Raw genomic sequence first — 24,906 nt, 5'->3', positions numbered from 1 at the left:
ATTAGAGGGACTAAGGAGGAATTTATAATGTCTAGATACACAAAAGAAGATATTTTCCGTTTGGCGAAAGAAGAGAATGTAAAGTATATCCGTTTACAATTTACGGACCTTTTAGGGGTAATTAAAAACGTAGAGATTCCAGTGAGACAATTAACGAAAGCTCTTGATAACAAAATGATGTTTGATGGATCTTCGATTGAAGGTTTCGTACGTATTGAAGAGTCTGATATGTATTTATATCCTGATTTAGACACTTGGGTAATTTTCCCTTGGACAGCTGAAAAAGGTAAAGTAGCTCGACTAATCTGTGATATTTACAATGCAGATGGCACTCCATTTGATGGAGACCCACGTAACAACTTAAAACGTGTGTTAAAAGAAATGGAAGCTTTAGGATTTTCAGACTTCAATCTTGGACCAGAGCCAGAATTCTTCCTATTTAAGGTTGATGAAAAAGGAAATCCAACATTAGAACTAAACGATAACGGTGGATACTTCGACCTTGCGCCGATGGATCTAGGGGAAAACTGTCGTCGTGATATCGTTCTTGAACTTGAAGAAATGGGATTTGAAATTGAAGCATCTCACCATGAGGTTGCTCCAGGACAGCACGAAATTGACTTTAAATATGCAAATGCAATTCGCTCATGTGATGACATTCAAACATTCAAACTTGTTGTAAAAACAATTGCTCGTAAACATGGTTTACACGCAACGTTTATGCCAAAACCACTATACGGTGTGAACGGTTCAGGTATGCACTGTAACTTATCATTATTTAAAAATGGTGAGAACGTATTCTTTGATGCAAACGGTGACTTACAATTAAGTGATGATGCTCGTCACTTCATCGCAGGTATTTTAAAACATGCACCAGCATTTACAGCGATAGCAAACCCAACTGTAAACTCATATAAACGTCTAGTACCTGGATATGAAGCGCCTTGTTACGTAGCATGGTCTGCACAAAACCGTAGTCCGTTAGTACGTATCCCTGCATCTCGTGGTATTAGTACACGCGTAGAAGTGCGTAGTGTTGACCCAGCTGCAAACCCATATTTAGTAATGGCTACATTATTAGCTGCAGGTCTTGATGGAATTAAAAACAAATTAACTCCACCAGCAGCAGTAGATCGTAACATCTATGTAATGACAAAAGAAGAGCGCGAAGAAGCAGGTATCGTTGACTTACCAGCAACATTAGCGCAAGCATTAGTTACATTACAATCTAATGAAGTAGTATGCGGTGCACTAGGAGAACACTTACTTGAGCACTTCATCGAAGCGAAAGAGATTGAGTGGGATATCTTTAGAACACAAGTTCACCAATGGGAACGCGATCAATATATGTCTCTATACTAAGAGGCTTGAACCCTTGATACAACTAGTATCAAGGGTTTTTTAATTCCCTATTATTACAATTTTATGTGGTTGCAAAATGAAAAACAACCACATAAAAGCCAATAATTAATAACAAGTAGTGATATCATAGAAAAACATTATCAGATAAACGTAAGTTTTATATAATTTATGAACTAAAAAAGCCTTGATACTACGGTATCAGGGCTTTTTTAGTGAAGTTATTGGATATATTAACTACTAGATAATGGATTGTTTTTGGTTATTTTGAATCATGTTACTAAGAAAATCTTTTCAAAAGAATTGATTTTATCTTTTTTAAATCACTTGTGCTATAACTTAATAATTCTTTACTGCCTGTACAACGCGAGCGATGATTTTTATGTCCTCATCTGCAAGGCTATAAGTTTGTGGCTTGTGAATCAGATTATCACTCAATGATATTAACGTAATGATGCTTAGTTATAACGCAGTCTTATTCAGGATTTCGTTAGTTCATTTTCTAAATTTAGGGAATAAATATAGTTTAGTACCTTGCAATAAACAATACTAAGTGGTATATTATGGATAAAACAGGTACCGTGTATTGAACAGTACTAAGATAGGAAAGGAGGATGGCACTTGAACGTTCAATTTAAAAAAGGTGTGCTTGAACTTTGTGTATTAGCACTTGTAAAACGTAAAGATAGTTACGGTTATGAACTTGTTCAGCAAATTTCTAATAAATTTTTAATATCGGAAGGATCAGTATACCCTTTATTACGTCGTTTGACGAAAGAAGGGTATTTTCAAACGTATTTAAAGGAATCTACGGAAGGGCCACCTCGTAAATATTATCAATTAACAGAGCAAGGGGAGACGCAATTTCATTTGTTAGTAACAGAATGGCGTGATTTTGCGAAAGGGGTACAAGAAATTATTGAAGGGGTGGAATGGGATGAGTAAAGAAGGGTTTCTTAAAGAATTATCAAGTTATCTTAGAAAGTTACCAGAGGAAGAGAGGCAAGATATTTTATTGGATTATGAAGAGCACTTTCAGTTTGGACTAGAAGAGGGGAAAACTGAATCGGAAATAATACAGGGCCTTGGTTCTCCGAAAGTAATCGCGAAAGAATTACTTGCGATGTATCGCTTCGATGAAATGAAAAAAAATCCATCGACTTCAAATGTGACAAGAGCTGTTATGGCAGCGATTGGACTTAGTTTGTTTAATTTTATTATTGTGTTAGGCCCGTTAGTCGCAATTATTGCTTTTATATTTTCTTTTTGGATCGGTGGTATTGCTAGTGTAGTAACACCATTTTTCGTTATTGGAAAAGTATTTATGGGTACTTTTATATGGTTGGATCTTTTCGTTAGTATAACGTTTGTTGGGGTAGGTTTATTGTTATGTATTATCGCTTTTTATAGTACAAAGTGGTTTAAGAGATTGTGTGTACGATATGTAATATGGAACTTCAAAATGATAAAAGGAGAGTAAATGATGAAAAAACTATTTTTAATCGCTATCGCTTGTATCATTATTGGAGTAATAGGAATTTCCCAAACATATGAAAAAGCAGTACAAACTGCTGAAAAAGGCGATAAAGAAAATGTAATTAAAAACGAAACATTAAAAAATATAGAAGTTAAGTTAGATGCCGGGGATATTATTGTCCAAAAATCTCCTGACTCTTCTTTTTATGTAAAGCAATCGGGAGATGTACGTAAACAAGAGATTCGTATCGCAGAAGATGGTGACACATTAAAAATTATTGGGGAAAGAGAAAAAGGTGCTTCATTTGATTTTTCTTTTTACGATTTTAGGTTTCAAACGTCTAAATTGACTCTCCTTGTGCCCGAACGCTCTTACCAAGATGTAAAAGTAAATTCATCTGCTGGACAAATCGAAATGAGTGATGTGAAAAGTGATAGCGTAAGTGTTAGAACACTTGCTGGAGAAGTAGAGTTGAAACAAGTAACGGCTAAGAATGTGGAGGGATCGACAAAAGCTGGTGAGGTGAACTTTAAGAAGGTATTAGGGAAAGTGACCGCAAAAACAACAAGTGGGGAAATAAATATTCAAGATCATGATTCTAAGTATAATCTAGAAGCAAGTTCAACTGCGGGAGATATAGATATTACTTTATCGGAAAAACCACAAGATGCGGTAATTACTGGGCAAAGTGCTGCTGGAGATGTAACAATTTTTAATGAAGAAAATAAAAATGTAACAATTGGAAATGGCAGTAAAAAGATTAGCGGTAAAACGGCTGCGGGAGATGTGACGATTGAAACTCGTTAATAAGAAATAGAATGCATGGAAATCTATCAAAATACAAAAAGAAGATAATTACCGTATATAAATAAGGTAATTATCTTCTTTTTGTTATTTTTAATGTAAATCACGATATACGCCAATTACTTTCCCGATAACTGACACTTGTTTTAAAATGATAGGTTCTAATGAAGAGTTTTCTGGTTGTAGACGGAAATGGTCTTTTTCTTTATAGAAACGTTTAACTGTTGCTTCGTTATCCTCTGTTAAAGCGACTACAATTTCACCATTATATGCAGACTGCTGTTGGCGAACAACAACTAAATCTCCATCGAAAATACCAGCTTCAATCATACTATCTCCAGAAATACGTAACATGAACACTTGGTCTGCTCCAGCAACAATACTAGCTGGAAGTGGGAAATGTTCTTCTACGCTTTCGACCGCTGTAATTGGTAAACCAGCAGTGACTTTTCCGACAATTGGAACTTGAATAACAGATTGTGTTTCCGTATCCATTCGGTCTTCACCTAAAATTTCAATGGCACGTGGTTTTGTTGGATCGCGTCGAATGTATCCTTTTTCTTCTAATCGTGATAAATGTCCGTGCACTGTAGAACTAGAAGCGAGGCCGACTGCTTGACCAATTTCACGTACGGAAGGTGGATATCCTTTTTCTTGTACTTTTAGCTTAATAAAGTCGAGAATGTCTTGCTGGCGTTTCGTTAACTTTTCCATGTTTTCTAACACCTCGTTTTCTTTCATTTTTCTTATTAATAAGTATAACATGTGAAAAAATATTCTACAAACATAAGTTCGAACAAATGGCGGATTTATGTTACACTATAGGGAAATAATAGGGAGAAAGAGGGGTTCAAAATGAATGCAATTATTTATGCACGTGTGAGTACAACGAAAGAAGCGCAAGAAACATCATTATTACGTCAAAAAGATGAATTATTGCATTTAGCTGAGCGCTATCAAATGAATGTTACTAAGGTGATTGAAGAGCAGGCTAGTGGATATACAATTGAACGTGACGGTATATTAGAGGTGTTGGATACAATTCGAGACGAACAAATTGATGTGTTACTTATACAAGATGAAACGCGTCTTGGTAGAGGAAATGCGAAGATCGCGTTAATGCATTGTTTACATAAAGAAGGCATAAAAGTATATACGCATACACATAATGGTGAATTACAATTGTCGGATTCTGATTCAATGGTATTAGATATTATTGGTATTGTTGAAGAATATCAAAGAAAGATTCATAATTTGAAAATTAAACGAGGTATGCAACGTGCAGTAGAAAAAGGTTATCGTCCAGAAAAAAATTTAAAAAATCGTCATTTAAGTGTAGGAAGAGAGAAAAAAGAAGTGCCAATTGAGGAAATTGTACGTTTGCGAAAAAGTGAACTCACGTTTGAAGAAATTGCAGCAACATTACGTGGATTTGGTCATAATGTTTCAAAGGCGACTGTACATCGTAGATATGTAGAGTATACGAAGCAATTGCTTGATAAAGAAGAGTAACTATTGTATGATAATAATCAGTTTTGATTAGAAGGGGGATTCGAGATGATTAATCACGAACTCGTTGAACGCATTAACTTCTTAGCGAAAAAAGCAAAAGCTGAAGGTTTAACTGAAGAAGAGCAACGTGAGCGTCAATCGCTACGTGAACAATATTTAAAAGGATTTCGTCAAAATATGTTAAACGAACTTAAAGGTATTAAAGTTGTTAACGAAGAAGGTACAGATGTTACACCGACGAAATTAAAAGCTTTAAAAAAGCAAGATAATGCAAAATTAAATTAAAAGATGGGCGAAGCCCATCTTTTTTATATGTAAAAATCGTTATTTAATAACTTTCCAGTTGTTATTAACTGTTGCTTCTATCGTTTTATGTTCCAATATATAATTAGCGATAAGTTCAGACATATCTGTGGGTATATCTTTTACTACCGGTTTGTTTTGAAACATAAAGAAATTTCCCCCGCCACTTGCACGATAATTATTCATTACAACGTCATATTCTTCATTCATATTAAGAGGAGCACTGTTATACTGTAAAGATTCTACTCTTTCACCAATTGGTTTTGAAATGTTTAATACGTATGAAATCCCTTCCCACATATCATAATTATAATGTTGTGGCTTTGGTTCTATGTAGGTAGGACTTACGGTGATGGATCCATCTGTTTTTAATGTGAAATAAGAAGCAGAGAGTTCAAGAGCATTTTTTATATCCGCTCCAGTTATTCTAATTACTTTTAATGTGTTTGGATAAATATAATTAGAAACGATGTCACGCATTGTTACATGTTCCGGGAAACCTGGAGATGTATTATGGAACAAACTTGTACAAGAAATTGATACATTAGCTATATCCATCTGTATTTTATTTATGAATTCGATAAAAGGATGATCATGCAAACGAGTTTGCATAGCATCTGAAATTTGCATATCCCCCTGAATGATTCCAATAGGTTGATCAAGCCACTTTTGTGTTTTCTCTTCGTAATCGGCTACCAATGAAAGTACATCTTGGTCAGCCTCAACTCCTTGTACAGATAATAATTCAGAAGAACTCTCTTTTTTAACCCATTTATGTTTTGTTTTTTCGAATGTTATTTTTACTTTTCCAACTGAGTTTCCATTACATCCGGTCTGTAAAATTGTTACACCGTTAGCCATTGTGTGAGCAATTTCCCGGTGTTGGTGGCCTGTTAATAAAATATCTATGTCGTCAATTTCATGGCACATTGCATATCCTTGGTTTTCTCCTGTTAAAACTTCAGTCGGTACCCCGGTTTGTAAATCTCGTTCAACTCCCCCGTGATACGCTACGACTAGTAAATCTGGTTTCTCATGTTTGCGAATGTAAGAAACCCACTTTTTCGTTGTTTCTAATGCATCTTCAAATTGTAAGTCTTTAATGTGATGGGGTTGTTCCCAATTGGTAATGTAGTGCGTTGTCACCCCTAAAATAGCAATTTTTATATTGGATTCAATCTGTTTGATTATATAAGGTTTTCCGAAATAAGGTTTCTTTATGTTTTTATCTAAAATGTTTGCTGATAGGTACGGGAAGTTCGCAGTAGTCACAGCGTTATTTAATATACCCATCCCGTAATTAAACTCATGATTGCCGATAATTGCAGCGTCATACTGTAAGTAATTTGCTAATAAGGACATTGGGTTTTTTTTGTTTTTTTCGTATGTAACATAATGATAAGTAAATGGTGTTCCTTGAATAAAGTCGCCATTATCAATTAAAAGAACGTTTGTATTTTGGGAACGTTCTTTTTTTATAAGAGTAGAAATTTTAGCTAAACCAAGTTCTGCTGGGGAGTTATCTTGGTAGTGAATAGGATAAACAGTGCCATGTATATCGCTTGTTAATAAGATGTTTAAAGTTACAGTTTGATTTTGTTCCAATATGACTCACCTTTTCTATTGTTATCTTCCAATTCATCATATCAAATATGTGAAGAGAATTTTAATGTGAGTGTATAGAATGTGTAAAGATTCTGTAAATAATCAATTATTTGTAAAAATATGTGATATATTTCTTCATGTTTATGAAAGGTTATTTTATAACAATGAAAAATGGAGGCATTAATATGTTGAAAAAAGTTTTTGCAATGAGCACAACAGTTGTACTAGCAGCGGGATTATTAAGTGGCTGTGGAACGAAGGAATCAAGTGCAAGTAAAAATGAAGATACGAAAAAAGGGTATGTACCGAAGACTTTAAATGTTCAATTTGTTCCTTCTCAAAATGCAGATACGTTAGAGGCGAAGGCAAAACCGCTTGAGAAGCTATTAAGTGATAAGTTAAATATTCCAGTAAAAGTTAGTATTTCAACGAACTACAATACAATTGTAGAAGCGATGGCATCTAAACAAGTAGATGTAGGATTTTTACCGCCAACAGCGTACGTATTAGCACATGAAAAGAAGGCTGCAAATGTAATTTTACAAGCACAACGTTTTGGAGTAGAGGATGAAACAGGAGCTCCTACAAAAGATTTAGTAGATTATTATAAATCTGAGTTTGTTGTTAAAAAAGACTCTAATATAAATAGTGTAAAAGATTTAAAAGGTAAAAAGATTGGTTATCAAGACGTAACATCATCAGCAGGGTATGTATGGCCTGCAGCTGTTCTATTAAAAGAGGGAATTGATCCGTTAAAAGATGTGAAACCTGTTACATTAAAAGGTCACGATCAGTCGCTTATTGCTCTTTTAAATGGTGACGTAGATGCAGCTGTTGTATTCCAAGATGCTCGTAATATTGTAAAAAAAGATTATCCGAATATATTCGAGCAAACGAAAATAGTGAAATTTACGGAGAAAATTCCAAACGATACGATTTCGGTACGTTCTGATTTAGATGAAGAGTGGAGCAAGAAATTACAGGATGCTTTCATTGAAATTGGAAAAAATGAGGAAGGTCACAAAATCATTAAAGAAGTATATTCACATGAAGGATATGTTAAATCTGATGATAGTAAATTTGACATCGTTCGTGAATATGGGAAGAAAGTAAAAACGCAATAATACATATGGAAATGGCAGCTAGCTGAAAGGGAATGTTTTCAGTTAGTTTGCCGTTTTGAATACATAGAAGGTAGGTAAGATGTGTGATAGAATTTCGAAATGTCTCCAAAGTGTATCCAAATGGTACAAAAGGATTGAATAATATAAACTTGAAAATTCAAAAAGGTGAGTTTGTTGTAATGGTAGGGCTGTCCGGAGCTGGAAAGTCTACACTTCTAAAATCGGTAAATCGTCTTCATGAGATTACAGAAGGCGAAATCATGATTGAATGTGAGTCTATTACTGCTGCAAAAGGAAAAGATTTACGACGTATGCGCCGGGATATTGGTATGATCTTTCAAAGTTTTAACCTTGTAAAGCGATCAACAGTATTGAAGAATGTATTAGCTGGCCGTGTTGGATATCATTCGACATTGCGTACAACGTTAGGTTTGTTTCCGAAAGAGGATGTGGAGCTCGCATTTCAAGCGTTAAAAAGAGTGAATATTTTAGAAAAAGCATATGCACGTGCTGATGAATTATCAGGAGGACAACAACAACGTGTATCGATAGCTAGAGCATTGGCGCAAGAAGCAAAAATCATATTGGCAGATGAACCTGTTGCGTCGTTAGATCCGCTAACAACAAAGCAAGTATTAGATGATTTAAAGAAAATTAATGAAGATTTTGGAATTACAACAATTGTAAACTTACATTCTATTGCTTTAGCTAGGCAATATGCGACGCGTATTATTGGATTACATGCAGGCGAAATTGTTTTTGATGGTTTAGTAGAAGCAGCAACGGATGAAAAGTTTGCTGAAATTTATGGTGACGTAGCACAGAAAAGTGAATTGTTAGAGGTGGCAGCTAAATGAATGATGTGACGATATATTCGAAGTCGATACCGAAGCCGCCGAGTAAGTTAAAACATATGTTAACGTTTATTCTATTCATTTTACTGTTGTGGGGAAGTAGTATACAGGTCGACGCATCATTTTCAAAGCTAGTAGTTGGTTTTCCTAATATAATGGATTTGTTAAAAGAAATGGTGCCGCCAGATTGGAGTTATTTTCAAGTTATTACAACAGCAATGTTAGATACAATACGTATGGCGATTATTGGGACGACTTTAGGAGCGATTTTAGCTATTCCACTTGCACTGTTTGCGGCAAGTAATGTGTTTACTAGTACATTTTTATACAGTCCAGCTCGATTGATTTTAAATTTTATTCGAACGATACCAGATTTATTATTAGCGGCAATTTTCGTAGCTATTTTTGGAATAGGACCACTTCCGGGTATTTTAGCTCTTACTTTTTTCTCAATTGGGCTCGTGGCGAAATTGTTGTATGAATCAATTGAATCAATTGACCCTGGCCCACTAGAAGCGATGACAGCTGTAGGGGCTAATAAGGTGCAATGGATTGTTTATGGAGTCATTCCACAAGTAAAAGCACACTTTGTTTCCTATGTACTATATACATTTGAGGTGAATGTACGGGCAGCGGCTGTCCTAGGTTTAGTAGGAGCAGGTGGTATTGGACTATATTATGATCGTACACTTGGATTTTTACAATATCAACAAACTGCATCTATTATCATCTATACTCTTGTTGTTGTATTGGTAATTGATTATGTAAGTACATTGTTGCGGGAGAAATTATAATGAGTAAAACGACGATAATCGTACCAAAACCGAAGAAACCGAGTGTGTATCGCTCGTTTATTTTTATAGCACTTACATTTGTTTATATATGGGCTTTTTCAGGAGTACCGCTAGAGGGAATAAAGGAAACGGCGGGAGAAATTACAAAAGCAATTATGACAGGGATATTGACTCCAGACTGGTCGTATGTATCTTTGCCAGATGGTGAAGATTTATTACATGGATTAATTGATACGTTGGCAATTGCGATATTAGGTACATTTATTTCTGCATTTTTATCTGTTCCGTTTGCTTTTTGGGCGGCAACGAATATGAGTAGTGGAAAATTAACTTCAGGATTTGGGAAATTTGTACTTAGTTTTGTTCGTACGTTTCCTGAATTAGTTATGGCTCTTTTATTTATAAAAGCTGTTGGTCCAGGCTCTTTTGCAGGAGTATTAGCCTTAGGATTGCATTCTATTGGAATGTTAGGAAAACTATATTCAGAAGGAATTGAAAACATAGATAAAGGACCGACGGAAGCATTACTAGCAACAGGAGCAAATCGTTTTCAAATACTTTGGTATGCGGTGTTACCGCAAGTGTTACCAGATTTTCTATCGTATACGTTATACAGATTTGAAATTAATGTACGATCCGCTGCGATTTTAGGAGTTATCGGAGCAGGAGGGATTGGTACACCTTTAATTTTTGCGCTGAGTTCACGGAATTGGTCTCGTGTTGGTATTATTTTATTAGGTATTATTTTAATGGTAATTATAATTGATTTGATTTCAAGCTCGATTCGGAAACGGATTGTTTAACTTATTTGAAAAGCATCGAAGTTAGATGCTTTTTTATGTTTTTAAAAACTTATTTAAAAAAGTAAGTATAGAAGAAATTTGTATAAATATACAGATAATTCCCTTTCTTTTTAAAATAAAAATAATGAAAAAGTATGTCATATTGAATGCCCATACATTCCCGGAAACATTGATTTTTTTATAAAAAATCAAAAAAATATCAACATATTTGTCGATACATGTTGTATAATCTTGCGTGGGAAGCTATCATATAAATGTATAAAACGTTTACTAATATAAGCGAAGGGAAGAATAGCATGTCACATTCAATCGAACAACTTTCTATCAACACGATTCGCACATTATCCATCGATGCGATTGAAAAAGCAAACTCTGGTCACCCAGGAATGCCAATGGGTGCAGCACCAATGGCTTATACATTATGGACTCAATTTATGAAACACAATCCAAATAACCCAACGTGGTTTAACCGTGATCGTTTCGTATTATCTGCAGGTCATGGTTCAATGTTATTATACAGCCTACTTCACCTATCTGGTTATGATGTAACAATGGATGACTTAAAGAACTTCCGTCAATGGGGAAGCAAAACTCCAGGACATCCTGAGTATGGTCATACAGCTGGTGTAGATGCAACGACTGGTCCACTTGGACAAGGTATTGCAACTGCTGTAGGTATGGCAATGGCTGAAAGACATTTAGCTGCTAAATATAACCGTGATGCGTATAATGTAGTAGATCATTATACATATGCTATTTGTGGTGATGGAGATTTAATGGAGGGCGTTTCTGCTGAAGCATCTTCATTAGCTGCTCATTTACAATTAGGTCGTCTTGTTGTGCTTTACGATTCAAACGATATTTCATTAGATGGCGATTTAAATCGTTCATTCTCTGAAAGTGTAGAAGATCGTTACAAAGCATACGGATGGCAAGTAATCCGTGTTGAGGATGGAAACGATATTGAAGCAATCGCGAAAGCAATTGAAGAAGCGAAAGCTGACGAAAAACGCCCAACGCTAATTGAAGTAAGAACGACAATTGGTTTCGGTTCTCCAAACAAATCAGGAAAATCAGCTTCACATGGTTCTCCACTTGGTGTAGAAGAAACAAAATTAACGAAAGAAGCATATGCTTGGACTGCTGAGCAAGACTTCCACGTAGCAGAAGAAGTATATGACAACTTCCGTAAAACAGTACAAGATGTTGGTGAAACTGCGCAAGCTGAGTGGAACACGATGCTAGGTGAATATGCACAAGCATACCCAGAATTAGCAAACGAATTCCAAGCAGCAATGAACGGTCAACTTCCAGAAGGTTGGGAGCAAAACTTACCAACTTATGAATTAGGATCAAAAGCAGCAACTCGTAATTCTTCTGGTGCTGTAATTAATGCAATTGCAGAGTCTGTACCATCATTCTTCGGTGGATCTGCTGACCTTGCTGGTTCTAACAAAACATACATGAATAACGAAAAAGACTTTACAAGAGATGATTACAGCGGTAAAAACATTTGGTACGGTGTACGTGAGTTCGCAATGGGTGCAGCAATGAACGGTATTGCACTACATGGTGGTTTAAAAACTTACGGTGGTACGTTCTTCGTATTCTCTGATTACTTACGTCCAGCAATTCGCCTTGCAGCATTAATGCAATTGCCAGTAACGTATGTATTCACACATGACAGTATCGCTGTTGGTGAAGATGGTCCAACACATGAACCAATCGAGCAATTAGCAGCGCTTCGTGCAATGCCAAACGTTTCTGTTATCCGTCCTGCTGATGGTAACGAATCTGTTGCAGCTTGGAGACTAGCTTTAGAATCTACAAACAAACCAACTGCTTTAGTATTAACTCGTCAAGACCTTCCAACATTAGAAGGTGCAAAAGATGATACGTATGAAAAAGTAGCAAAAGGTGCATATGTAGTTTCTGCAAGCAAGAAAGAAACGGCTGACGTAATCTTACTTGCAACTGGATCTGAAGTAAGCCTAGCTGTTGAAGCTCAAAAAGCATTAGCAGTAGACGGCGTTGACGCAGCTGTTGTCAGCATGCCATCTATGGATCGCTTCGAAGCTCAAACTGCAGAGTACAAAGAATCTGTATTACCAAAAGCAGTAACAAAACGTTTCGCAATCGAAATGGGTGCTACATTCGGATGGCACCGTTACGTAGGTCTTGAAGGAGATGTGTTAGGTATCGATACATTCGGTGCTTCTGCTCCTGGTGAGAAGATTATGGAAGAGTATGGATTTACTGTAGAGAACGTTGTTCGTAAAGTAAAAGAAATGCTTTAATCATTTCAGAAAAATCTCTCCGGCATGGAGAGGTTTTTCTATGTAAATGAGTTTTTTCGACAGAAAAAGTTTTTTATCTCTCCGCAGTCAGACAATCATTGCAAATTTTCTTATATATAATGAAGAGAAAAGGTTGTCCAGATTGGGAGTGGAAAAATGAAAACGTATGAATTGTATTTAATTCAAGAGGATATTGCGAAAGCTTATTTTGGTCGTGAATATTTGTTTTTTGATTTATTTGCTCGATTTTCAGAATCTGGGTCCCTTTCGGAGAAAAAAGTGTTATATAAGCAAATGATGTATATAACGATGCCATTGCAAGTAATGAAAATTCATCATAAATTAGAACAAGCTTTGCGCGTTCTTGGTAAATATGATAGAACACATCATACACATACACTTTATACGGGAGCGGAGTACGGCGAAATAATGGTGAAACCGCACTATATTCGTATGAATACCTCTGGAAATGTCTCTATGGAAACGACGTTCTTTGAGGTGTTAAGAAAGTGTGAATTAACATTTTTAGCTATGGATTATGAAAATACAAAGTACGGATGGCTGAATCCTCTAAAACAAGTACGAACATATGTGTAAAAAATGTCGAATTGTATCTTGTCTTATTGAAAAGGTTTTAGTACACTGTAAGGTAGACAACATGAAGGAGGAAAATATATGCCAATTTGGTTAGGTATTCTAGTGGGCGTAGTAGCACTAGTAGCAGGCGTGGCGTTAGGATTTTTCATTGCCCGCAAATACATGATGAATTACTTACAAAAAAATCCACCAATTAACGAACAAATGTTAAAAATGATGATGATGCAAATGGGACAAAAACCTTCCCAAAAGAAAATCAATCAAATGATGAGCGCAATGAACAAGCAACAAATGAAATAAGCGCTAAAAGACACTCGCTAAGAGTGTCTTTCTTTTTGTTAGTTATAGTTTTTAAAACTTTTAAAAATTCTGTATTTTTGGTAAACTGAAAACATCGCTCATTTTAAGGGAGGAGGAAAAAAATGAAAGTGTTTATGAATTTAGCGTGGTTTTTTAAACAAGAAAAACGAGCGTACATAACTGGAATTATTTTATTGTTTGGCGTTGCACTTTTAGAACTTGTAGCACCAAAAGTAATTGGAATCGTTGTAGATGAAATTAATGATGGAACATTGACGACCGATAAGTTACTAAAATGGGTTGTACTATTAGTAATTGTAGGTATTACGATGTACATATTACGTTACATATGGCGTATTATGATTTTCGGGTCTTCATTAAAATTAGCTCGCCAATTACGAAAAAATTTGTATGAACATTTTACAAAGATGAGTCCATCTTTCTATCAGTCAAATCGGACAGGTGATTTAATGGCACATGCGACCAATGATATTCAAGCGATCCAGCAAACTGCTGGAGCAGGTGTTTTGACGCTTGTTGACTCATTAGCTGTCGGAGGATGTGTACTCGTAGCGATGGGTTTTACAATTAGTTGGAAGTTAACATTATTAAGTTTAATTCCAATGCCGATTGTAGCTATTTCGACAAATTATTATGGAACTTTATTACATAAAAGGTTTCATAAAGCACAGCAATCGTTTTCGGAAATCAATGATAAAGTGCAAGAGAGTATGAGTGGAATGAAAGTGATTCGCTCGCTTGGACAAGAGAAAGAAGATTTACAGGCGTTTCGAAGAAAATCAGAAGATGTTGTACATAAAAATGTGTTAGTTGCACGTATTGATTCGTTATTTGATCCGACAATCTCTCTTATCGTTGGATTTTCTTTTTTAATCGCAGTATGTTACGGATCGGTATTAGTTGTAAGAGGTGAATTAACAGTAGGTGATCTCGTTACATTTACGACATATTTAGGTACCCTCGTTTGGCCAATGTTAGCGTTTGGATGGTTATTCAATATTATGGAGCGTGGGCGTGCTTCATATGACCGTGTAGAAAAAATTCTTTCACAAAAATCAGATGTAGTAAATAGCGAAAATGCTGTACATACAATAGCGAGCGGTAATGTTTCGTTTGCCGTTGATTCATTTTCGTATAAGAAAAATGAATTGTTACATTTAAACGATATTCACTTTGATTTGAAGAAGGGCGAAACGCTAGGAGTTGTAGGACGTACAGGCGCAGGGAAAACGACTTTATTAAAATGTTTAATCCGTGAGTATGATCATTTTAATGGTGAATTAAAAATTGGGGAGCGAGATATTCGAGATATAACACTTCATGGTGTCCGTTCTGCCATTTCATACGTGCCGCAAGATCATTTTTTATTTTCAGCAAGTATTGGCGAGAATATTGCCTTTGGAAAGGCGGATGCTACATATAATGAAATTACCCAAGCAGCAGAGATTGCTTGTATTCATAATGACATCCTCCAATTTTCAGAAGGATATGAAACAGTAGTAGGGGAAAGAGGTGTTTCGTTATCTGGTGGTCAAAAACAGCGAATCTCTATTGCTCGTGCTTTATTAACAAATGCTGAAATTTTAATTTTGGATGATTGTTTATCAGCGGTAGATGCAAAAACAGAAGAGACGATTTTAAGTGCCTTAAAGAGGGAGAGAGCAGGGAAAACGACGATTATTACTGCACACCGATTAAGTGCAATTCAGCATGCCAATCTTATTCTTGTTGTTGATGAAGGTAGAATTGTACAAAGAGGTACACATGAGGAATTAATGAAGGAAAACGGCTGGTATAAGGAAATGTATGAAAGCCAGCAATTAGAAGCTTTAGTCGAGAAAGGAGGCGTATGATGGTAGAGAAGAAGCGAAGTGATTTAAGTAGATTGCTTTCCTATATGAAGCCATATAAAGGGTTACTATCTTTAGCATTTATCTTTTTAGTTGGTGCGACAGTAACGGAAATGATGGGTCCTTTTTTAATTAAACAATTCCTCGATGAACACCTAGTACCGCGGGATTTTGAACGATCAGCGCTCGTTACTTTATTTGTAATTTACATAGTTGCTCATTTATTAAAAGTACTATTTACGTATTTAAATCTATTGTACTTTCAGAACATTGCTTTTAAGATTGTTCAAGATATGCGAGTTGAAGTATATGAACATGTTCAAAAGCTATCATTAAGTTTCTTTGATCGTACGCCGATTGGTACACTTGTATCGCGTATAACAAATGATACGGAAGCGATTAAAGATTTTTATGTCAGTGTATTATCAACATTTGTAAAAAATGTAGTCTTTTTAGTAGGTATTTTAGTAGCGATGTTTTTATTAGATGTAAAATTAGCGCTATTTTCTCTCGTATTAATTCCGATAATGTTTGCGATTATGGTATTATATCGCCGGAAAAGTGCAGCTTTTTATTTAGAAGTACGTAATCAACTAAGCGTGTTAAATGCAAAGTTGAACGAGTCCATACAAGGAATGAATATTGTTCAAGTGTTCAGACAAGAAAAACGTATGAGAAAAGAGTTTGAAGAAGTGAATAATAAACATTATAGTGCAGGGCGACGTACTTTGAAGTTAGACGCATTACTTTTACGACCAGCTACGGATTTAGTACATATTGTAGCTATTGCGTTAGTACTAGGTTTATTTGGGATTGATGCTTTAAAGAGCCCTGTTGAAGTAGGAGTTTTATATGCTTTTGTTAACTATATACATCGTTTCTTCCAACCTGTAAATGAGATGATGATGAAATTGTCCTTCTTCCAACAGGCACTTGTTTCGTCATCACGTGTATTTCATTTAATGGACGAGAAAGATTTAGCACCGGTTCAAAAAGGCAATGAGAATCCTCAAATCGTGGATGGAGATATTGAATTTAAAAATGTTACTTTTTCATATGATGGAAAGCGTGACGTTTTAAAAAATGTATCATTTCACGTGAAACAAGGGCAAACGGTTGCTTTTGTTGGGCATACTGGTAGCGGAAAAAGTACGATTATGAATTTGTTAATGCGATTTTATAATATTAAGTCAGGAAATATTGTAATAGACGGTGTAGATTTAGAAAAATTTGAAGAACGAGAAATTAGAAAGAAAATAGGACTCGTATTGCAAGATGCATTTTTATTTGCTGGAAATGTAAAGCAAAATATTCGTATGTATAATGAAGAAATTACGGATGAAGAAGTAAAAGAAGCTGCTCGATTTGTGCAAGCGAATACGTTTATTGAAAAGTTACCAAAACAGTATGAAACAGAAGTAGTAGAAAGAGGTGCAGCATTTTCAAGCGGTCAACGACAATTAATTGCTTTTGCTAGAACGATAGCAACGAATCCGAAAGTATTAGTATTAGATGAAGCAACAGCTAATATCGATACAGAAACAGAAGAGGCTATTCAAACAGCGTTGCAACAAATGCGAAAAGGTAGAACGACGATAGCCATTGCGCATAGGTTATCTACAATTCAAGATGCGGATCAAATTTTTGTGATGCATGATGGAGAGATAGTAGAGAGAGGGACACATCAAGAATTATTAAGTGAGCAAGGTTTGTATTATAATATGTATTTGCTACAAAATAAAGTGAGTTTGCAAAAGGCCTTGTAATACAAGGTCTTTTTTATTTTGTATACAAAATATGTTTACTCTTTGTTTCTATAGCATAAATGTCGTGTCCTCTTATGAAACTTGTACATATTGTATGTATACGAAGTAAAAAAATGATAGGAGATTTTATATGCAAAACAGATCAAGTTCAAATGTTACGTTTATTGATGTGTCTCATTGGGAAGGGAATATTGATTGGAATGCAGTGAAGGCATCTGGAATTCCAGCAGCGTATGCAAAAGCGACAGAAGGTGTAAACTACATTGATCCTACTTTTACTAAGAATGTACAAGCAGCACGAAATGCGAATGTATTAATTGGTGCATACCATTTTGCGCGCCCAGAACAAAATGATGCAATTTCAGAGGCAAAATATTTTGTGAGTATATTACAAAATAACCAGACAGACTTAATGCCAGTTCTGGATTTAGAATCACCAACAGATCCGAGTAACAATAATTTAACTGGTAACGCTATATCGAATTGGGCAAGAAGCTTCATAAATTATGTGAAACAGGCTACTGGAAAAGATGTAATGTTATATACAGGAGTTTGGTATATTAATGAGTTCGGAATTAGCGGATTAAGTGATATACCGCTTTGGATTGCTAAATACTCGAGTACACCGCCTGCTGATGCTGGTGGATGGACAACGTGGACAGCGTGGCAGTACACAGATTCTGGACAAATTTCAGGCGTAGGAAATTGTGATGTATCAGCTGCAGTTTCATTAGAAGCTTTAAAAGGGAATGGAGCAAGTGGTGGAGGTAATGTTTCCCCGCCTAATAATGCAACTCCAGTGTACGGGGTTGCTATAATTAATGGAGATAATGTGAATTTGAGAAGTGGACCATCTTTGCAGTCTAGTGTAATTCGCCAATTGAATCGTGGCGAAACATATGAAGTTTGGGGAGAACAAGATGGATGGCTTTGTTTAGGGACAAATCAGTGGGTATATAATGATCCGAGTTATATTCAGTATAAACATTATGTGGCGACTATTACTGGTGATAATGTAAATTTGCGTGATGCTCCATCATTAAATGGAAATGTTATAAGACAGTTACATCATGGTGAATCGTATCGAGTATGGAGTAAGCAAGATGGATGGCTTTGCTTAGGGACAAATCAATGGATATACTACGATCCAAGTTATATTCAGTATGGTGTACAATAGAGTGAAAATAAAAGGTGCCCCGTCAGAGGTGCCTTTTATTAAAAATATACAACTTTTACAAAGTCTATATCGAAACCATAGTATACTATAATAGATATATTTATAAAAAATAATCGATAATGAAATAAAGGGGTAAAAATATGAATTATGTGCTAATAGGTACGGTTTTAATATTATTAGCTGTAGTATTTGTGCTGTTTTATAAAAATAAACAGTTAGAATCAGAGAGTCAGCAAGTAGAATTTGAAAAGAAACAAGCGATTGAAACGTATAAAAATGAAATTGCAGCTACGGTGATAGAGCATAAAGAACAACAAAATAATTTGAAAAATATGGAACAGAAAAAATACAATGATTTACAAGTAAGTGCAAATAGAGAAATTGAAAATATGCGTATGATGAAAAATCAATTAGCTGTGCAGCATAGTAAAGAACGTAGTGAAATGCAAAATAAGCATAATAACGAAATACATATGTTTCAAAAACTAATTGCAAATCTACGAGAATATACTAAAAACGGCGCTGAAATGAATACGTACGAAACATTACATTATATGAAACGAGGATTCATAGAGCAAGGCACCATATTAGATGCTGAAATTCAAATCATGCCGAATGTTTTTATTAAAAATAATAGTGAAATAAACGATAATCGAATCCATCATCTCATCTTGTGCAAAACTGGTATTTATCTACTTGAGACGAAAGAATGGGAAGAGAAATTAATTCATGGTTTAACGAAAGAAAATGCTGGTATATATTCATTTATGATTGATGAAATGGGTAAGTATCAACAAGAAGTTGAAAAAGAAGAGACATTTGAATATATAGTAGGTAAAGATTCGTCAACTATACAAGTGAAAAATGAAGGGAATCCAGTATATAGGGCGAAGAAACTATCTCAAATTTTATACAGTGGTTTGAAAGAAATGCAGGCTAATAGTATAAAAGAAAAAGTAAAACCAGTTGTATATTTTTATAATAAAAATGGAAAAGAAATAGTAGACCTTTCTAGTGAGGAAACACCTAGATTAAAAGATCGGGAGCAAATTGTAACGTTCTTTAGAAATGAAATATTAGCAGGGGAAGTAGTATATACAGTGCAAGAATTAGAACAGATTCAAGAAATGATTAGCCGGATGAATTATATAGTGAGTTAAAAGGGGAGATCTTTCTGAACGCTATGCTACGTGGCATTTTGTATGTCTCTTTTTGTTTATATATAGTAATGTACATTGTATTTATATTCGTCATTGATATGGTCCATATACCCTTAAGTGTAAGTAGCATTTTTGTAGTATTCATACCATTTGTTTTATTAGTCATGATTCAAAGGGCTATTTTATATGTTTCTAAAAATCGTAATGAAGAAAAGAAGCAAATGTTGGGGGGGTTAATAGTAGCACTCATACCATTAATAGTGTGCACTGTACAACTAAGTGTAAATGAATATACATCAAAGTTTAATCAAAATAGATGGTTAAATCATGCAGATAAGCGGGTACATATGGTAGATGATCTATTACAAAAATATAAATTAATAGGGAAATCAAATGAAGAAATTACACAATTGTTAGGAGCCCCAACGGAAACGAGAAGTGGGGAAGAAGGAGTCATCACTTTGTATTATCTTGGGACTGAACGTGGCTTTATTCCAATAGATAGCGAACAGCTTATTTTACAATTTGATAGAGATGGTAAAGTCATGGAATATACGGTGCATAAAGATTAAAGAAACGTGGAGGGAAGCTATATGTTATAGCTTCTTTTTTATTTTTCAATATGTCAAGGAAGGGGGAGAAGGTTTTTGAGTGGAATAAGGAATGAAAGCGGAGGTGATGCATATATATAGATGCATTGGGCGATTATTCGCCCGATTGGTGAGGGTTAATAATCAATAAGTACGGACCAAAACCCCACTGATGAAAGTTTCACTTTATCATATTGTATAAATGAAAAGGAGGTAAGACGGTGAAAGCAATCCCGACTGATGTCCTGAGTAAAGAATTGATGGAAAGAGAAGGAGTTATATCTATTACAGTAAAGGAATTTGAAAAAATAGAAGTAGCTGGAGTAGTAGTAGCTGGTCCAGCGGTTATTTTGATTAATCAAGATTAAGTACATATCATTGAAATAAAAAGCATCCATCTAGGATGCTTTTTATTTGTATGTAAGCATAAATATGATGGATAATTGTGTTACTGGAGGGAAAGTCTGTGGCAATAATTATAACAATGTTAGTAATGGGTATTTTATTAGGATTTGTTGGAGCTGGAGGAGCTGGGTTTATTATCGCGATACTCACTTTAGTATTCCAAATTCCTATTCATGTTGCTCTTGCAACATCTTTAACTGCAATGGCATTTACGACATTATCAGGTGTTGTAAGTCATTACCGTGAAGGCAATGTTGCACTTATTATAGGCGGGATTGTTGGGGGATTTGGCGCAATTGGCTCTTATATTGGTTCTAAATTTGGTTCACTTATACCAGCACATCTTCTTCATTGGTTTACAGCTGGGATGTTATTTTTATCGGCAATTTTTATGTTTATTAAATTAATTATGTTCCAAAACAAAGAAAAGTCGTCTTTATATAAACATAAAGAGTTTTCCGTGAACTACTTGTTGAAATGTGTATGCCTTGGATTAGTTACTGGAATGATGGCTGGTTCATTTGGGATTGGTTCTGCACCGTTTATTCAACTTGGATTAATAGTTCTATTGGGATTAACGATTCAGCAATCTGTAGGGACAACAATGCTTGTTATATTACCGATTGCAATTGGAGGCGGGATAGGATATAGTTCGGAAGGATATTTAGATTATATATTGTTATTGCAAGTATTAATTGGGACCATGTTAGGGGCATACATTGGCGCGAAGTTTACAAATTATGCACCGCGAACGCTTTTGAGGTTTTCGATGATTATGACACCGGTTTTAGCTGGGTGTATGCTATTGATGGAATAAAGTGAAATTATAATCAGTAGGGGGTTACTGCTTACAAATAGCGGGATAAAATTAATATAGCAAACTATTAATATATTTTACGAATGAATTATGTAGGTAATTCATATTTCCCATATAAAAGGATTTGTTTTAATATTATGAGTGTAAAGTTCGAGTATTCGAAGTACTACTTGAATTATATCCCTATCCCTTTTCTAAAAATGCGAACAAGTTTTGCCCTATTCTATTCAATAGTTAATTGCATAGAAATATATTGTTCGATGACCATTATGGAACGTACATAATGGGAAAATCCCGATCCTTAAAGAGGATGCCCCTAATCTTCATGTGAAAATATGATCGGATAAGAAAGCTGACCAATTTATGGTCGGCTTTCTTTTTGTTCAAAAACAATTTTTTCTTTAATTTCTGTTTGTAATAATACAGTTTTTCCGAAGCGACGTTTGCATTCCGCACGCACTTTTTCAATGGCTAGTAGCTGAGTAGTCGCGGGAACTGTGACAATAGCTTGGCGAGCCTTTCGATTTTCTTCACAAAAGACACATTCCACAACATAATTAGAAATCATATTTTCATCCTTCCAGTTTTAATTTCTAAAAAAGGATTGTCTATGAAGTTGATGTAATTTTTCGTCATTGTTTTATTATTTTCCTCTTTTTTCAAGGGGAAAATAAAAAAGAGGGCGAATTTTAGTAGGGGAGGGATGTTTATGGAGAGATGGATAGGTAGTGCAGCGGTATGTGTAAATGAAAGAAATGAAGTTTTAATGGTACTGCAGGGCAAAGAGGGAGAAGAAAAAAGATGGTCTGTCCCAAGTGGAGGACTTGAAAAGGGAGAGACACTAGAAGAATGTTGTATCAGGGAAGTTTGGGAAGAAACAGGTTACAATGTGGAAGTGGTAAATAAAATATATGAAAAAGAGGGTATTACATACGGTGTTCCAGTGTATGTCCATTATTATTTTGTTAAACAAATAGGCGGTAATATGAAAATCCAAGATCCTGATGAGTTAATACATGAAATTGCTTGGAAAGGGATACATGAAGTTGAACAATTGTGTTTAGCTTTTCCAGAGGATTATGAATTGCTGTGCCAATATATAGATAAAGAAGCAAGTATGTAAATACTTGCTTCTTTAATGTATCCAAGACAAGAAAAGCGGAACGATAACTAAACTAGCGCCTGCTGTTAAAAGCATGGATAAACTTGCAATTGTTCCTTCCACAGGACCGATTTCGAATGCTTTTGATGTACCGGTTCCATTTGCGCTCGTTCCTAACATAATACCTTTTGCGATTGCTGTTTTAATGCGGCAAATGCGTATGAGAGAAGGACCGAGCAATGCTCCTGTTAAGGCAGTTAAAACGACAAATACAGCAGTTAATTGTGACATACCACCAATCATTTCTGAAATAGCCATTGCGATTGGTGTTGTTACGATATGTGGCGCTAAACTATGTTCTAGTGATGAATCAATTTGAAAATAATTTGCTAGTAGTGCTGAAGTAATGACTGATAAAAACGAACCGACAATGACATTAAGTAAGATAGCCATTCCATGTTTCTTTAATAAATCAAAATATTTATAGATTGGCCATGCAAAAGCAACTGTTGCGGGCTTTAATAATTCAGTTAACCAGTGACCACCAGATTCATATGTTTCATAAGGTGTATCTAATCCGAGCAATAAAGCAATTAAAATAATGGGACAGACGAGAAGAGGAGAAAGTAGACTCCAATTCCAACGTTGATACATTTTTTTTGATATCCAATATGTGAATAGTGTTAATAGTAAACAAAGAAATCCGATCATTGCGTTGATCCTTTCCGCTTTAGTAGCAATTCTGTTAAAAGTCCTGTAACTAAGGTAACGCAAAGAGTGCTAATCATAATAATTAAAATGAGATCGATTCCATATTGTGTTAGTGTATCTCTGTAACGTATGACAGCGACTGCAGAAGGGATGAAAAATAAAATAAGTTCTTTTAATAAAAAATCTGCTCCGTCCTGTATCCATTCTTTTTTAACTAGGTTAAATTTTAACGAAATTAATAATAAAAAAATACCGATTATACTTCCTGGAACTGGGAGGTGTGCCTGTTTTGCAATCCATTCACCTGTCCAAGCGAAACAAAATAGTAATAAAATTTGTCCGCTTAACTTCCACCATTTCATACAGTAACCACCTCTTTCTTTTTTTACATAAAAATTGTAAAAAAGAATTAACAATTTCTACTATACGTTCATTCAAAATATTTGTCTAATATATAAATTATATGTTATTAATATATTAGACATATTAATCGAAAGTGAAAAGGGTGTCCAAAAATGGAATTACGGCATTTGCAATATTTTGTTGTTGTGGCAGAAGAGTTACACTTTGGACGGGCAGCTGCTCGTTTACAAATGACACAACCACCACTTAGTCAACAAATACAGCAATTAGAAAAAGAAATGGGAGTTACATTATTTTCAAGAACGAAAAGAAAGGTTGAACTAACAGAAGCAGGAGAAATGTTTTTAAAAGAAGTAAAAAAAGCGTTTGAACAAATTGAAAAAGCAGTAGAAGTTGCACAAAGTGCGCAAAGGGGAGAAGTAGGATCACTTTCAATTGGTTTTGTAGGTGCGGCGATATATGATATTTTACCATCAATTGTTAGGGAATATAGAAAGAAATTTCCGAGAGTGTCTGTTGCATTACATGAATTGTCAACACCAGATCAAGTTCATGCACTTCATGATAACCGTATTGATATTGGCTTTTTACGTCCACCAATTCCAACACAATTATTAGAATTAGAGCCAATTCAAAGGTTATCTTGTACCTTATGTTTACCAAAGGCACATCCACTTGCAGAGAAAGATGAAATACATATAGAAGATTTACGAGATGAGCCGTTTGTATTTATTACGAGACCAGTATGGCCAGCTTTGTATGATACAATTTTATCTCTTTGCAGAGAAGTTGGATTTAGTCCACGTATTGTACAAGAAGCAACAGAGTATCAAACAGTTATGGGGCTTGTAGCGGCAGGGATTGGAATTACAGTAATACCCGTATCGGCAAATAAGTTATATAAAACAGAAGTTGTATATAAAGAATTATATGATTCTAATTTTGTGGCAGAAATGTCAGTGGCTTACAAAAAAATGAATAGTAATCCAGAGCTGCTAGAGTTTTTAAAAATTGCAAGAGAGAAGAAAAGAATAGAAGTAGAGGATGAGCAATAGTAGTAACAGAATATGGATTTAATTCAAATCCATAAAAGTACACCTTATTAAACAATAAAG

Annotated in this window: 27 protein-coding genes and 1 pseudogene; 22 read left to right on the top strand and 6 right to left on the bottom strand. The window is 35.1% G+C overall.

All coding sequences use genetic code 11. The features are described 5' to 3' along the window. The first annotated feature begins 27 nt into the window (after positions 1 to 27). Positions 28 to 1,362 (top strand): type I glutamate--ammonia ligase, encoded by a 1,335-nt coding sequence (gene glnA / locus ACTL4X_RS18795; protein ID WP_000092763.1) that lies wholly within the window; start codon positions 28 to 30, stop codon positions 1,360 to 1,362. 336 nt (positions 1,363 to 1,698) lie between these two features. Here glnA and ACTL4X_RS18790 read toward each other — a convergent pair. Beyond that, positions 1,699 to 1,818, bottom strand: a pseudogene (locus ACTL4X_RS18790) (LexA family protein); the annotation flags it as partial. Between the two features lie 162 nt (positions 1,819 to 1,980). On the opposite strand from ACTL4X_RS18790, the gene ACTL4X_RS18785 reads away from it, so the two are divergent. From ACTL4X_RS18785 to ACTL4X_RS18775, 3 genes are read left to right on the top strand one after another with little or no spacing between them, the layout of a single operon-like run. Beyond that, positions 1,981 to 2,304 carry a PadR family transcriptional regulator gene (locus tag ACTL4X_RS18785; RefSeq protein ID WP_001102628.1) on the top strand — a complete coding sequence of 108 codons (324 nt, stop codon included), beginning with the start codon at positions 1,981 to 1,983 and terminating at the stop codon, positions 2,302 to 2,304. Then, positions 2,297 to 2,839: a DUF1700 domain-containing protein gene (locus ACTL4X_RS18780; protein ID WP_000031383.1), complete on the top strand. Its 543-nt coding sequence runs from the start codon at positions 2,297 to 2,299 to the stop codon at positions 2,837 to 2,839. The genes ACTL4X_RS18785 and ACTL4X_RS18780 overlap by 8 nt, the downstream gene beginning before the upstream one ends. Further along, positions 2,840 to 3,643 carry a DUF4097 family beta strand repeat-containing protein gene (locus ACTL4X_RS18775; RefSeq protein ID WP_000976237.1) on the top strand — a complete coding sequence of 268 codons (804 nt, stop codon included), beginning with the start codon at positions 2,840 to 2,842 and terminating at the stop codon, positions 3,641 to 3,643. It abuts the gene before it with no gap. 90 nt (positions 3,644 to 3,733) lie between these two features. On the opposite strand, the gene lexA is transcribed toward ACTL4X_RS18775, so the two are convergent. Next, positions 3,734 to 4,354, bottom strand: a complete 621-nt coding sequence (gene lexA, locus ACTL4X_RS18770; RefSeq protein ID WP_000413738.1) for a transcriptional repressor LexA — start codon at positions 4,352 to 4,354, stop codon at positions 3,734 to 3,736. A 141-nt stretch (positions 4,355 to 4,495) separates the two neighbouring features. On the opposite strand from lexA, the gene ACTL4X_RS18765 reads away from it, so the two are divergent. Both ACTL4X_RS18765 and ACTL4X_RS18760 read left to right on the top strand, forming a co-directional pair. Next, a complete protein-coding gene (locus tag ACTL4X_RS18765) occupies positions 4,496 to 5,152 on the top strand; it encodes a YneB family resolvase-like protein (protein WP_000991469.1) in 657 nt (218 codons plus the stop codon). Positions 5,153 to 5,197: 45 nt separating this feature from the next. After that, positions 5,198 to 5,437 carry a DUF896 domain-containing protein gene (locus ACTL4X_RS18760; RefSeq protein ID WP_000607015.1) on the top strand — a complete coding sequence of 80 codons (240 nt, stop codon included), beginning with the start codon at positions 5,198 to 5,200 and terminating at the stop codon, positions 5,435 to 5,437. 39 nt (positions 5,438 to 5,476) lie between these two features. Here the strand turns inward: ACTL4X_RS18760 and ACTL4X_RS18755 are convergent, their stop codons facing one another. Then, complete coding sequence (locus tag ACTL4X_RS18755) at positions 5,477 to 7,060, bottom strand: bifunctional metallophosphatase/5'-nucleotidase (RefSeq protein WP_086401140.1); 1,584 nt, start codon at positions 7,058 to 7,060, stop codon at positions 5,477 to 5,479. A 185-nt stretch (positions 7,061 to 7,245) separates the two neighbouring features. Here ACTL4X_RS18755 and ACTL4X_RS18750 point away from each other — a divergent pair, with 185 nt between their 5' ends. The 14 genes from ACTL4X_RS18750 (at position 7,246) to ACTL4X_RS18685 (ending at position 21,615) form a co-directional block, all read left to right on the top strand. Beyond that, complete coding sequence (locus tag ACTL4X_RS18750; protein WP_000915065.1) at positions 7,246 to 8,184, top strand: phosphate/phosphite/phosphonate ABC transporter substrate-binding protein; 939 nt, start codon at positions 7,246 to 7,248, stop codon at positions 8,182 to 8,184. Between the two features lie 83 nt (positions 8,185 to 8,267). After that, positions 8,268 to 9,041 carry a phosphonate ABC transporter ATP-binding protein gene (phnC, locus tag ACTL4X_RS18745; RefSeq protein WP_000569244.1) on the top strand — a complete coding sequence of 258 codons (774 nt, stop codon included), beginning with the start codon at positions 8,268 to 8,270 and terminating at the stop codon, positions 9,039 to 9,041. Beyond that, entirely contained in the window at positions 9,038 to 9,832 is a 795-nt protein-coding gene (gene phnE, locus ACTL4X_RS18740; protein ID WP_001000763.1) for a phosphonate ABC transporter, permease protein PhnE, read from the top strand. Before phnC ends, phnE (ACTL4X_RS18740) begins: the two co-directional genes overlap by 4 nt. Then, on the top strand, positions 9,832 to 10,635 hold the full coding sequence (gene phnE, locus ACTL4X_RS18735) for a phosphonate ABC transporter, permease protein PhnE (RefSeq protein WP_000047897.1): 804 nt from the start codon (positions 9,832 to 9,834) through the stop codon (positions 10,633 to 10,635). The genes phnE (ACTL4X_RS18740) and phnE (ACTL4X_RS18735) overlap by 1 nt, the downstream gene beginning before the upstream one ends. A 296-nt stretch (positions 10,636 to 10,931) precedes the next feature. Then, positions 10,932 to 12,932 (top strand): transketolase, encoded by a 2,001-nt coding sequence (gene tkt, locus ACTL4X_RS18730; RefSeq protein ID WP_000019766.1) that lies wholly within the window; start codon positions 10,932 to 10,934, stop codon positions 12,930 to 12,932. Positions 12,933 to 13,088: 156 nt separating this feature from the next. Next, a complete protein-coding gene (gene sirA, locus ACTL4X_RS18725) occupies positions 13,089 to 13,529 on the top strand; it encodes a sporulation inhibitor of replication protein SirA (RefSeq protein ID WP_000860645.1) in 441 nt (146 codons plus the stop codon). A gap of 78 nt (positions 13,530 to 13,607) precedes the next feature. Beyond that, entirely contained in the window at positions 13,608 to 13,829 is a 222-nt protein-coding gene (locus ACTL4X_RS18720; protein WP_001123317.1) for a YneF family protein, read from the top strand. A 122-nt stretch (positions 13,830 to 13,951) separates the two neighbouring features. Beyond that, positions 13,952 to 15,703, top strand: coding sequence for an ABC transporter ATP-binding protein (locus ACTL4X_RS18715; RefSeq protein WP_000862455.1), 1,752 nt, complete (start codon positions 13,952 to 13,954; stop codon positions 15,701 to 15,703). Next, on the top strand, positions 15,703 to 17,466 hold the full coding sequence (locus ACTL4X_RS18710) for an ABC transporter ATP-binding protein (RefSeq protein ID WP_000229520.1): 1,764 nt from the start codon (positions 15,703 to 15,705) through the stop codon (positions 17,464 to 17,466). The genes ACTL4X_RS18715 and ACTL4X_RS18710 overlap by 1 nt, the downstream gene beginning before the upstream one ends. Positions 17,467 to 17,596: 130 nt before the next feature. Beyond that, positions 17,597 to 18,643: a GH25 family lysozyme gene (locus ACTL4X_RS18705; protein ID WP_001181396.1), complete on the top strand. Its 1,047-nt coding sequence runs from the start codon at positions 17,597 to 17,599 to the stop codon at positions 18,641 to 18,643. Between the two features lie 140 nt (positions 18,644 to 18,783). Further along, complete coding sequence (locus tag ACTL4X_RS18700; protein WP_001110284.1) at positions 18,784 to 19,803, top strand: NERD domain-containing protein; 1,020 nt, start codon at positions 18,784 to 18,786, stop codon at positions 19,801 to 19,803. A gap of 23 nt (positions 19,804 to 19,826) precedes the next feature. After that, a complete protein-coding gene (locus ACTL4X_RS18695; RefSeq protein ID WP_074555573.1) occupies positions 19,827 to 20,375 on the top strand; it encodes a hypothetical protein in 549 nt (182 codons plus the stop codon). 239 nt (positions 20,376 to 20,614) lie between these two features. Continuing rightward, positions 20,615 to 20,761 carry a BC1881 family protein gene (locus ACTL4X_RS18690; RefSeq protein ID WP_000644411.1) on the top strand — a complete coding sequence of 49 codons (147 nt, stop codon included), beginning with the start codon at positions 20,615 to 20,617 and terminating at the stop codon, positions 20,759 to 20,761. Positions 20,762 to 20,859: 98 nt separating this feature from the next. Further along, positions 20,860 to 21,615 (top strand): sulfite exporter TauE/SafE family protein, encoded by a 756-nt coding sequence (locus ACTL4X_RS18685; RefSeq protein ID WP_000974666.1) that lies wholly within the window; start codon positions 20,860 to 20,862, stop codon positions 21,613 to 21,615. 361 nt (positions 21,616 to 21,976) lie between these two features. Here the strand turns inward: ACTL4X_RS18685 and ACTL4X_RS18680 are convergent, their stop codons facing one another. Continuing rightward, complete coding sequence (locus ACTL4X_RS18680) at positions 21,977 to 22,183, bottom strand: DUF3903 domain-containing protein (RefSeq protein WP_000625222.1); 207 nt, start codon at positions 22,181 to 22,183, stop codon at positions 21,977 to 21,979. 141 nt (positions 22,184 to 22,324) lie between these two features. Between ACTL4X_RS18680 and ACTL4X_RS18675 the strand changes: the two genes are divergently transcribed. Continuing rightward, positions 22,325 to 22,738: an NUDIX hydrolase gene (locus tag ACTL4X_RS18675; RefSeq protein WP_000442982.1), complete on the top strand. Its 414-nt coding sequence runs from the start codon at positions 22,325 to 22,327 to the stop codon at positions 22,736 to 22,738. Between the two features lie 12 nt (positions 22,739 to 22,750). Here the strand turns inward: ACTL4X_RS18675 and ACTL4X_RS18670 are convergent, their stop codons facing one another. Beyond that, complete coding sequence (locus tag ACTL4X_RS18670; protein WP_000578954.1) at positions 22,751 to 23,428, bottom strand: LrgB family protein; 678 nt, start codon at positions 23,426 to 23,428, stop codon at positions 22,751 to 22,753. Beyond that, positions 23,425 to 23,790, bottom strand: coding sequence for a CidA/LrgA family holin-like protein (locus ACTL4X_RS18665; RefSeq protein ID WP_000872365.1), 366 nt, complete (start codon positions 23,788 to 23,790; stop codon positions 23,425 to 23,427). The genes ACTL4X_RS18670 and ACTL4X_RS18665 overlap by 4 nt, the downstream gene beginning before the upstream one ends. A gap of 153 nt (positions 23,791 to 23,943) precedes the next feature. Between ACTL4X_RS18665 and alsR the strand changes: the two genes are divergently transcribed. Further along, the gene (gene alsR / locus ACTL4X_RS18660) at positions 23,944 to 24,846 is read left to right on the top strand and encodes an acetoin biosynthesis transcriptional regulator AlsR (protein ID WP_000423235.1); all 903 of its coding nucleotides are present in this window, start codon (positions 23,944 to 23,946) and stop codon (positions 24,844 to 24,846) included. Positions 24,847 to 24,906 lie beyond the last annotated feature (60 nt).

This window comes from Bacillus sp. RE35 (genome assembly GCF_052146655.1).
In the GTDB taxonomy this organism is placed as follows: Bacteria; Bacillota; Bacilli; order Bacillales; family Bacillaceae_G; genus Bacillus_A; species Bacillus_A cereus.
Note: the sequence above shows the minus strand (reverse complement) of the source record. Positions and strands in the feature narration are given on the sequence as shown.

Bases quoted from the DNA above. Each gene is read 5' to 3' on its own strand.
- glnA (WP_000092763.1), top strand. From the start codon at position 28: ATGTCTAGATACACAAAAGAAGATATTTTCCGTTTGGCGAAAGAAGAG.
- ACTL4X_RS18780 (WP_000031383.1), top strand. From the start codon at position 2,297: ATGAGTAAAGAAGGGTTTCTTAAAGAATTATCAAGTTATCTTAGAAAG.
- ACTL4X_RS18775 (WP_000976237.1), top strand. From the start codon at position 2,840: ATGATGAAAAAACTATTTTTAATCGCTATCGCTTGTATCATTATTGGA.
- lexA (WP_000413738.1), bottom strand. From the start codon at position 4,354: ATGGAAAAGTTAACGAAACGCCAGCAAGACATTCTCGACTTTATTAAG.
- ACTL4X_RS18765 (WP_000991469.1), top strand. From the start codon at position 4,496: ATGAATGCAATTATTTATGCACGTGTGAGTACAACGAAAGAAGCGCAA.
- ACTL4X_RS18760 (WP_000607015.1), top strand. From the start codon at position 5,198: ATGATTAATCACGAACTCGTTGAACGCATTAACTTCTTAGCGAAAAAA.
- ACTL4X_RS18750 (WP_000915065.1), top strand. From the start codon at position 7,246: ATGTTGAAAAAAGTTTTTGCAATGAGCACAACAGTTGTACTAGCAGCG.
- phnE (WP_001000763.1), top strand. From the start codon at position 9,038: ATGAATGATGTGACGATATATTCGAAGTCGATACCGAAGCCGCCGAGT.
- phnE (WP_000047897.1), top strand. From the start codon at position 9,832: ATGAGTAAAACGACGATAATCGTACCAAAACCGAAGAAACCGAGTGTG.
- tkt (WP_000019766.1), top strand. From the start codon at position 10,932: ATGTCACATTCAATCGAACAACTTTCTATCAACACGATTCGCACATTA.
- sirA (WP_000860645.1), top strand. From the start codon at position 13,089: ATGAAAACGTATGAATTGTATTTAATTCAAGAGGATATTGCGAAAGCT.
- ACTL4X_RS18720 (WP_001123317.1), top strand. From the start codon at position 13,608: ATGCCAATTTGGTTAGGTATTCTAGTGGGCGTAGTAGCACTAGTAGCA.
- ACTL4X_RS18715 (WP_000862455.1), top strand. From the start codon at position 13,952: ATGAAAGTGTTTATGAATTTAGCGTGGTTTTTTAAACAAGAAAAACGA.
- ACTL4X_RS18710 (WP_000229520.1), top strand. From the start codon at position 15,703: ATGGTAGAGAAGAAGCGAAGTGATTTAAGTAGATTGCTTTCCTATATG.
- ACTL4X_RS18705 (WP_001181396.1), top strand. From the start codon at position 17,597: ATGCAAAACAGATCAAGTTCAAATGTTACGTTTATTGATGTGTCTCAT.
- ACTL4X_RS18700 (WP_001110284.1), top strand. From the start codon at position 18,784: ATGAATTATGTGCTAATAGGTACGGTTTTAATATTATTAGCTGTAGTA.
- ACTL4X_RS18695 (WP_074555573.1), top strand. From the start codon at position 19,827: ATGCTACGTGGCATTTTGTATGTCTCTTTTTGTTTATATATAGTAATG.
- ACTL4X_RS18680 (WP_000625222.1), bottom strand. From the start codon at position 22,183: ATGATTTCTAATTATGTTGTGGAATGTGTCTTTTGTGAAGAAAATCGA.
- ACTL4X_RS18675 (WP_000442982.1), top strand. From the start codon at position 22,325: ATGGAGAGATGGATAGGTAGTGCAGCGGTATGTGTAAATGAAAGAAAT.
- ACTL4X_RS18670 (WP_000578954.1), bottom strand. From the start codon at position 23,428: ATGATCGGATTTCTTTGTTTACTATTAACACTATTCACATATTGGATA.
- ACTL4X_RS18665 (WP_000872365.1), bottom strand. From the start codon at position 23,790: ATGAAATGGTGGAAGTTAAGCGGACAAATTTTATTACTATTTTGTTTC.
- alsR (WP_000423235.1), top strand. From the start codon at position 23,944: ATGGAATTACGGCATTTGCAATATTTTGTTGTTGTGGCAGAAGAGTTA.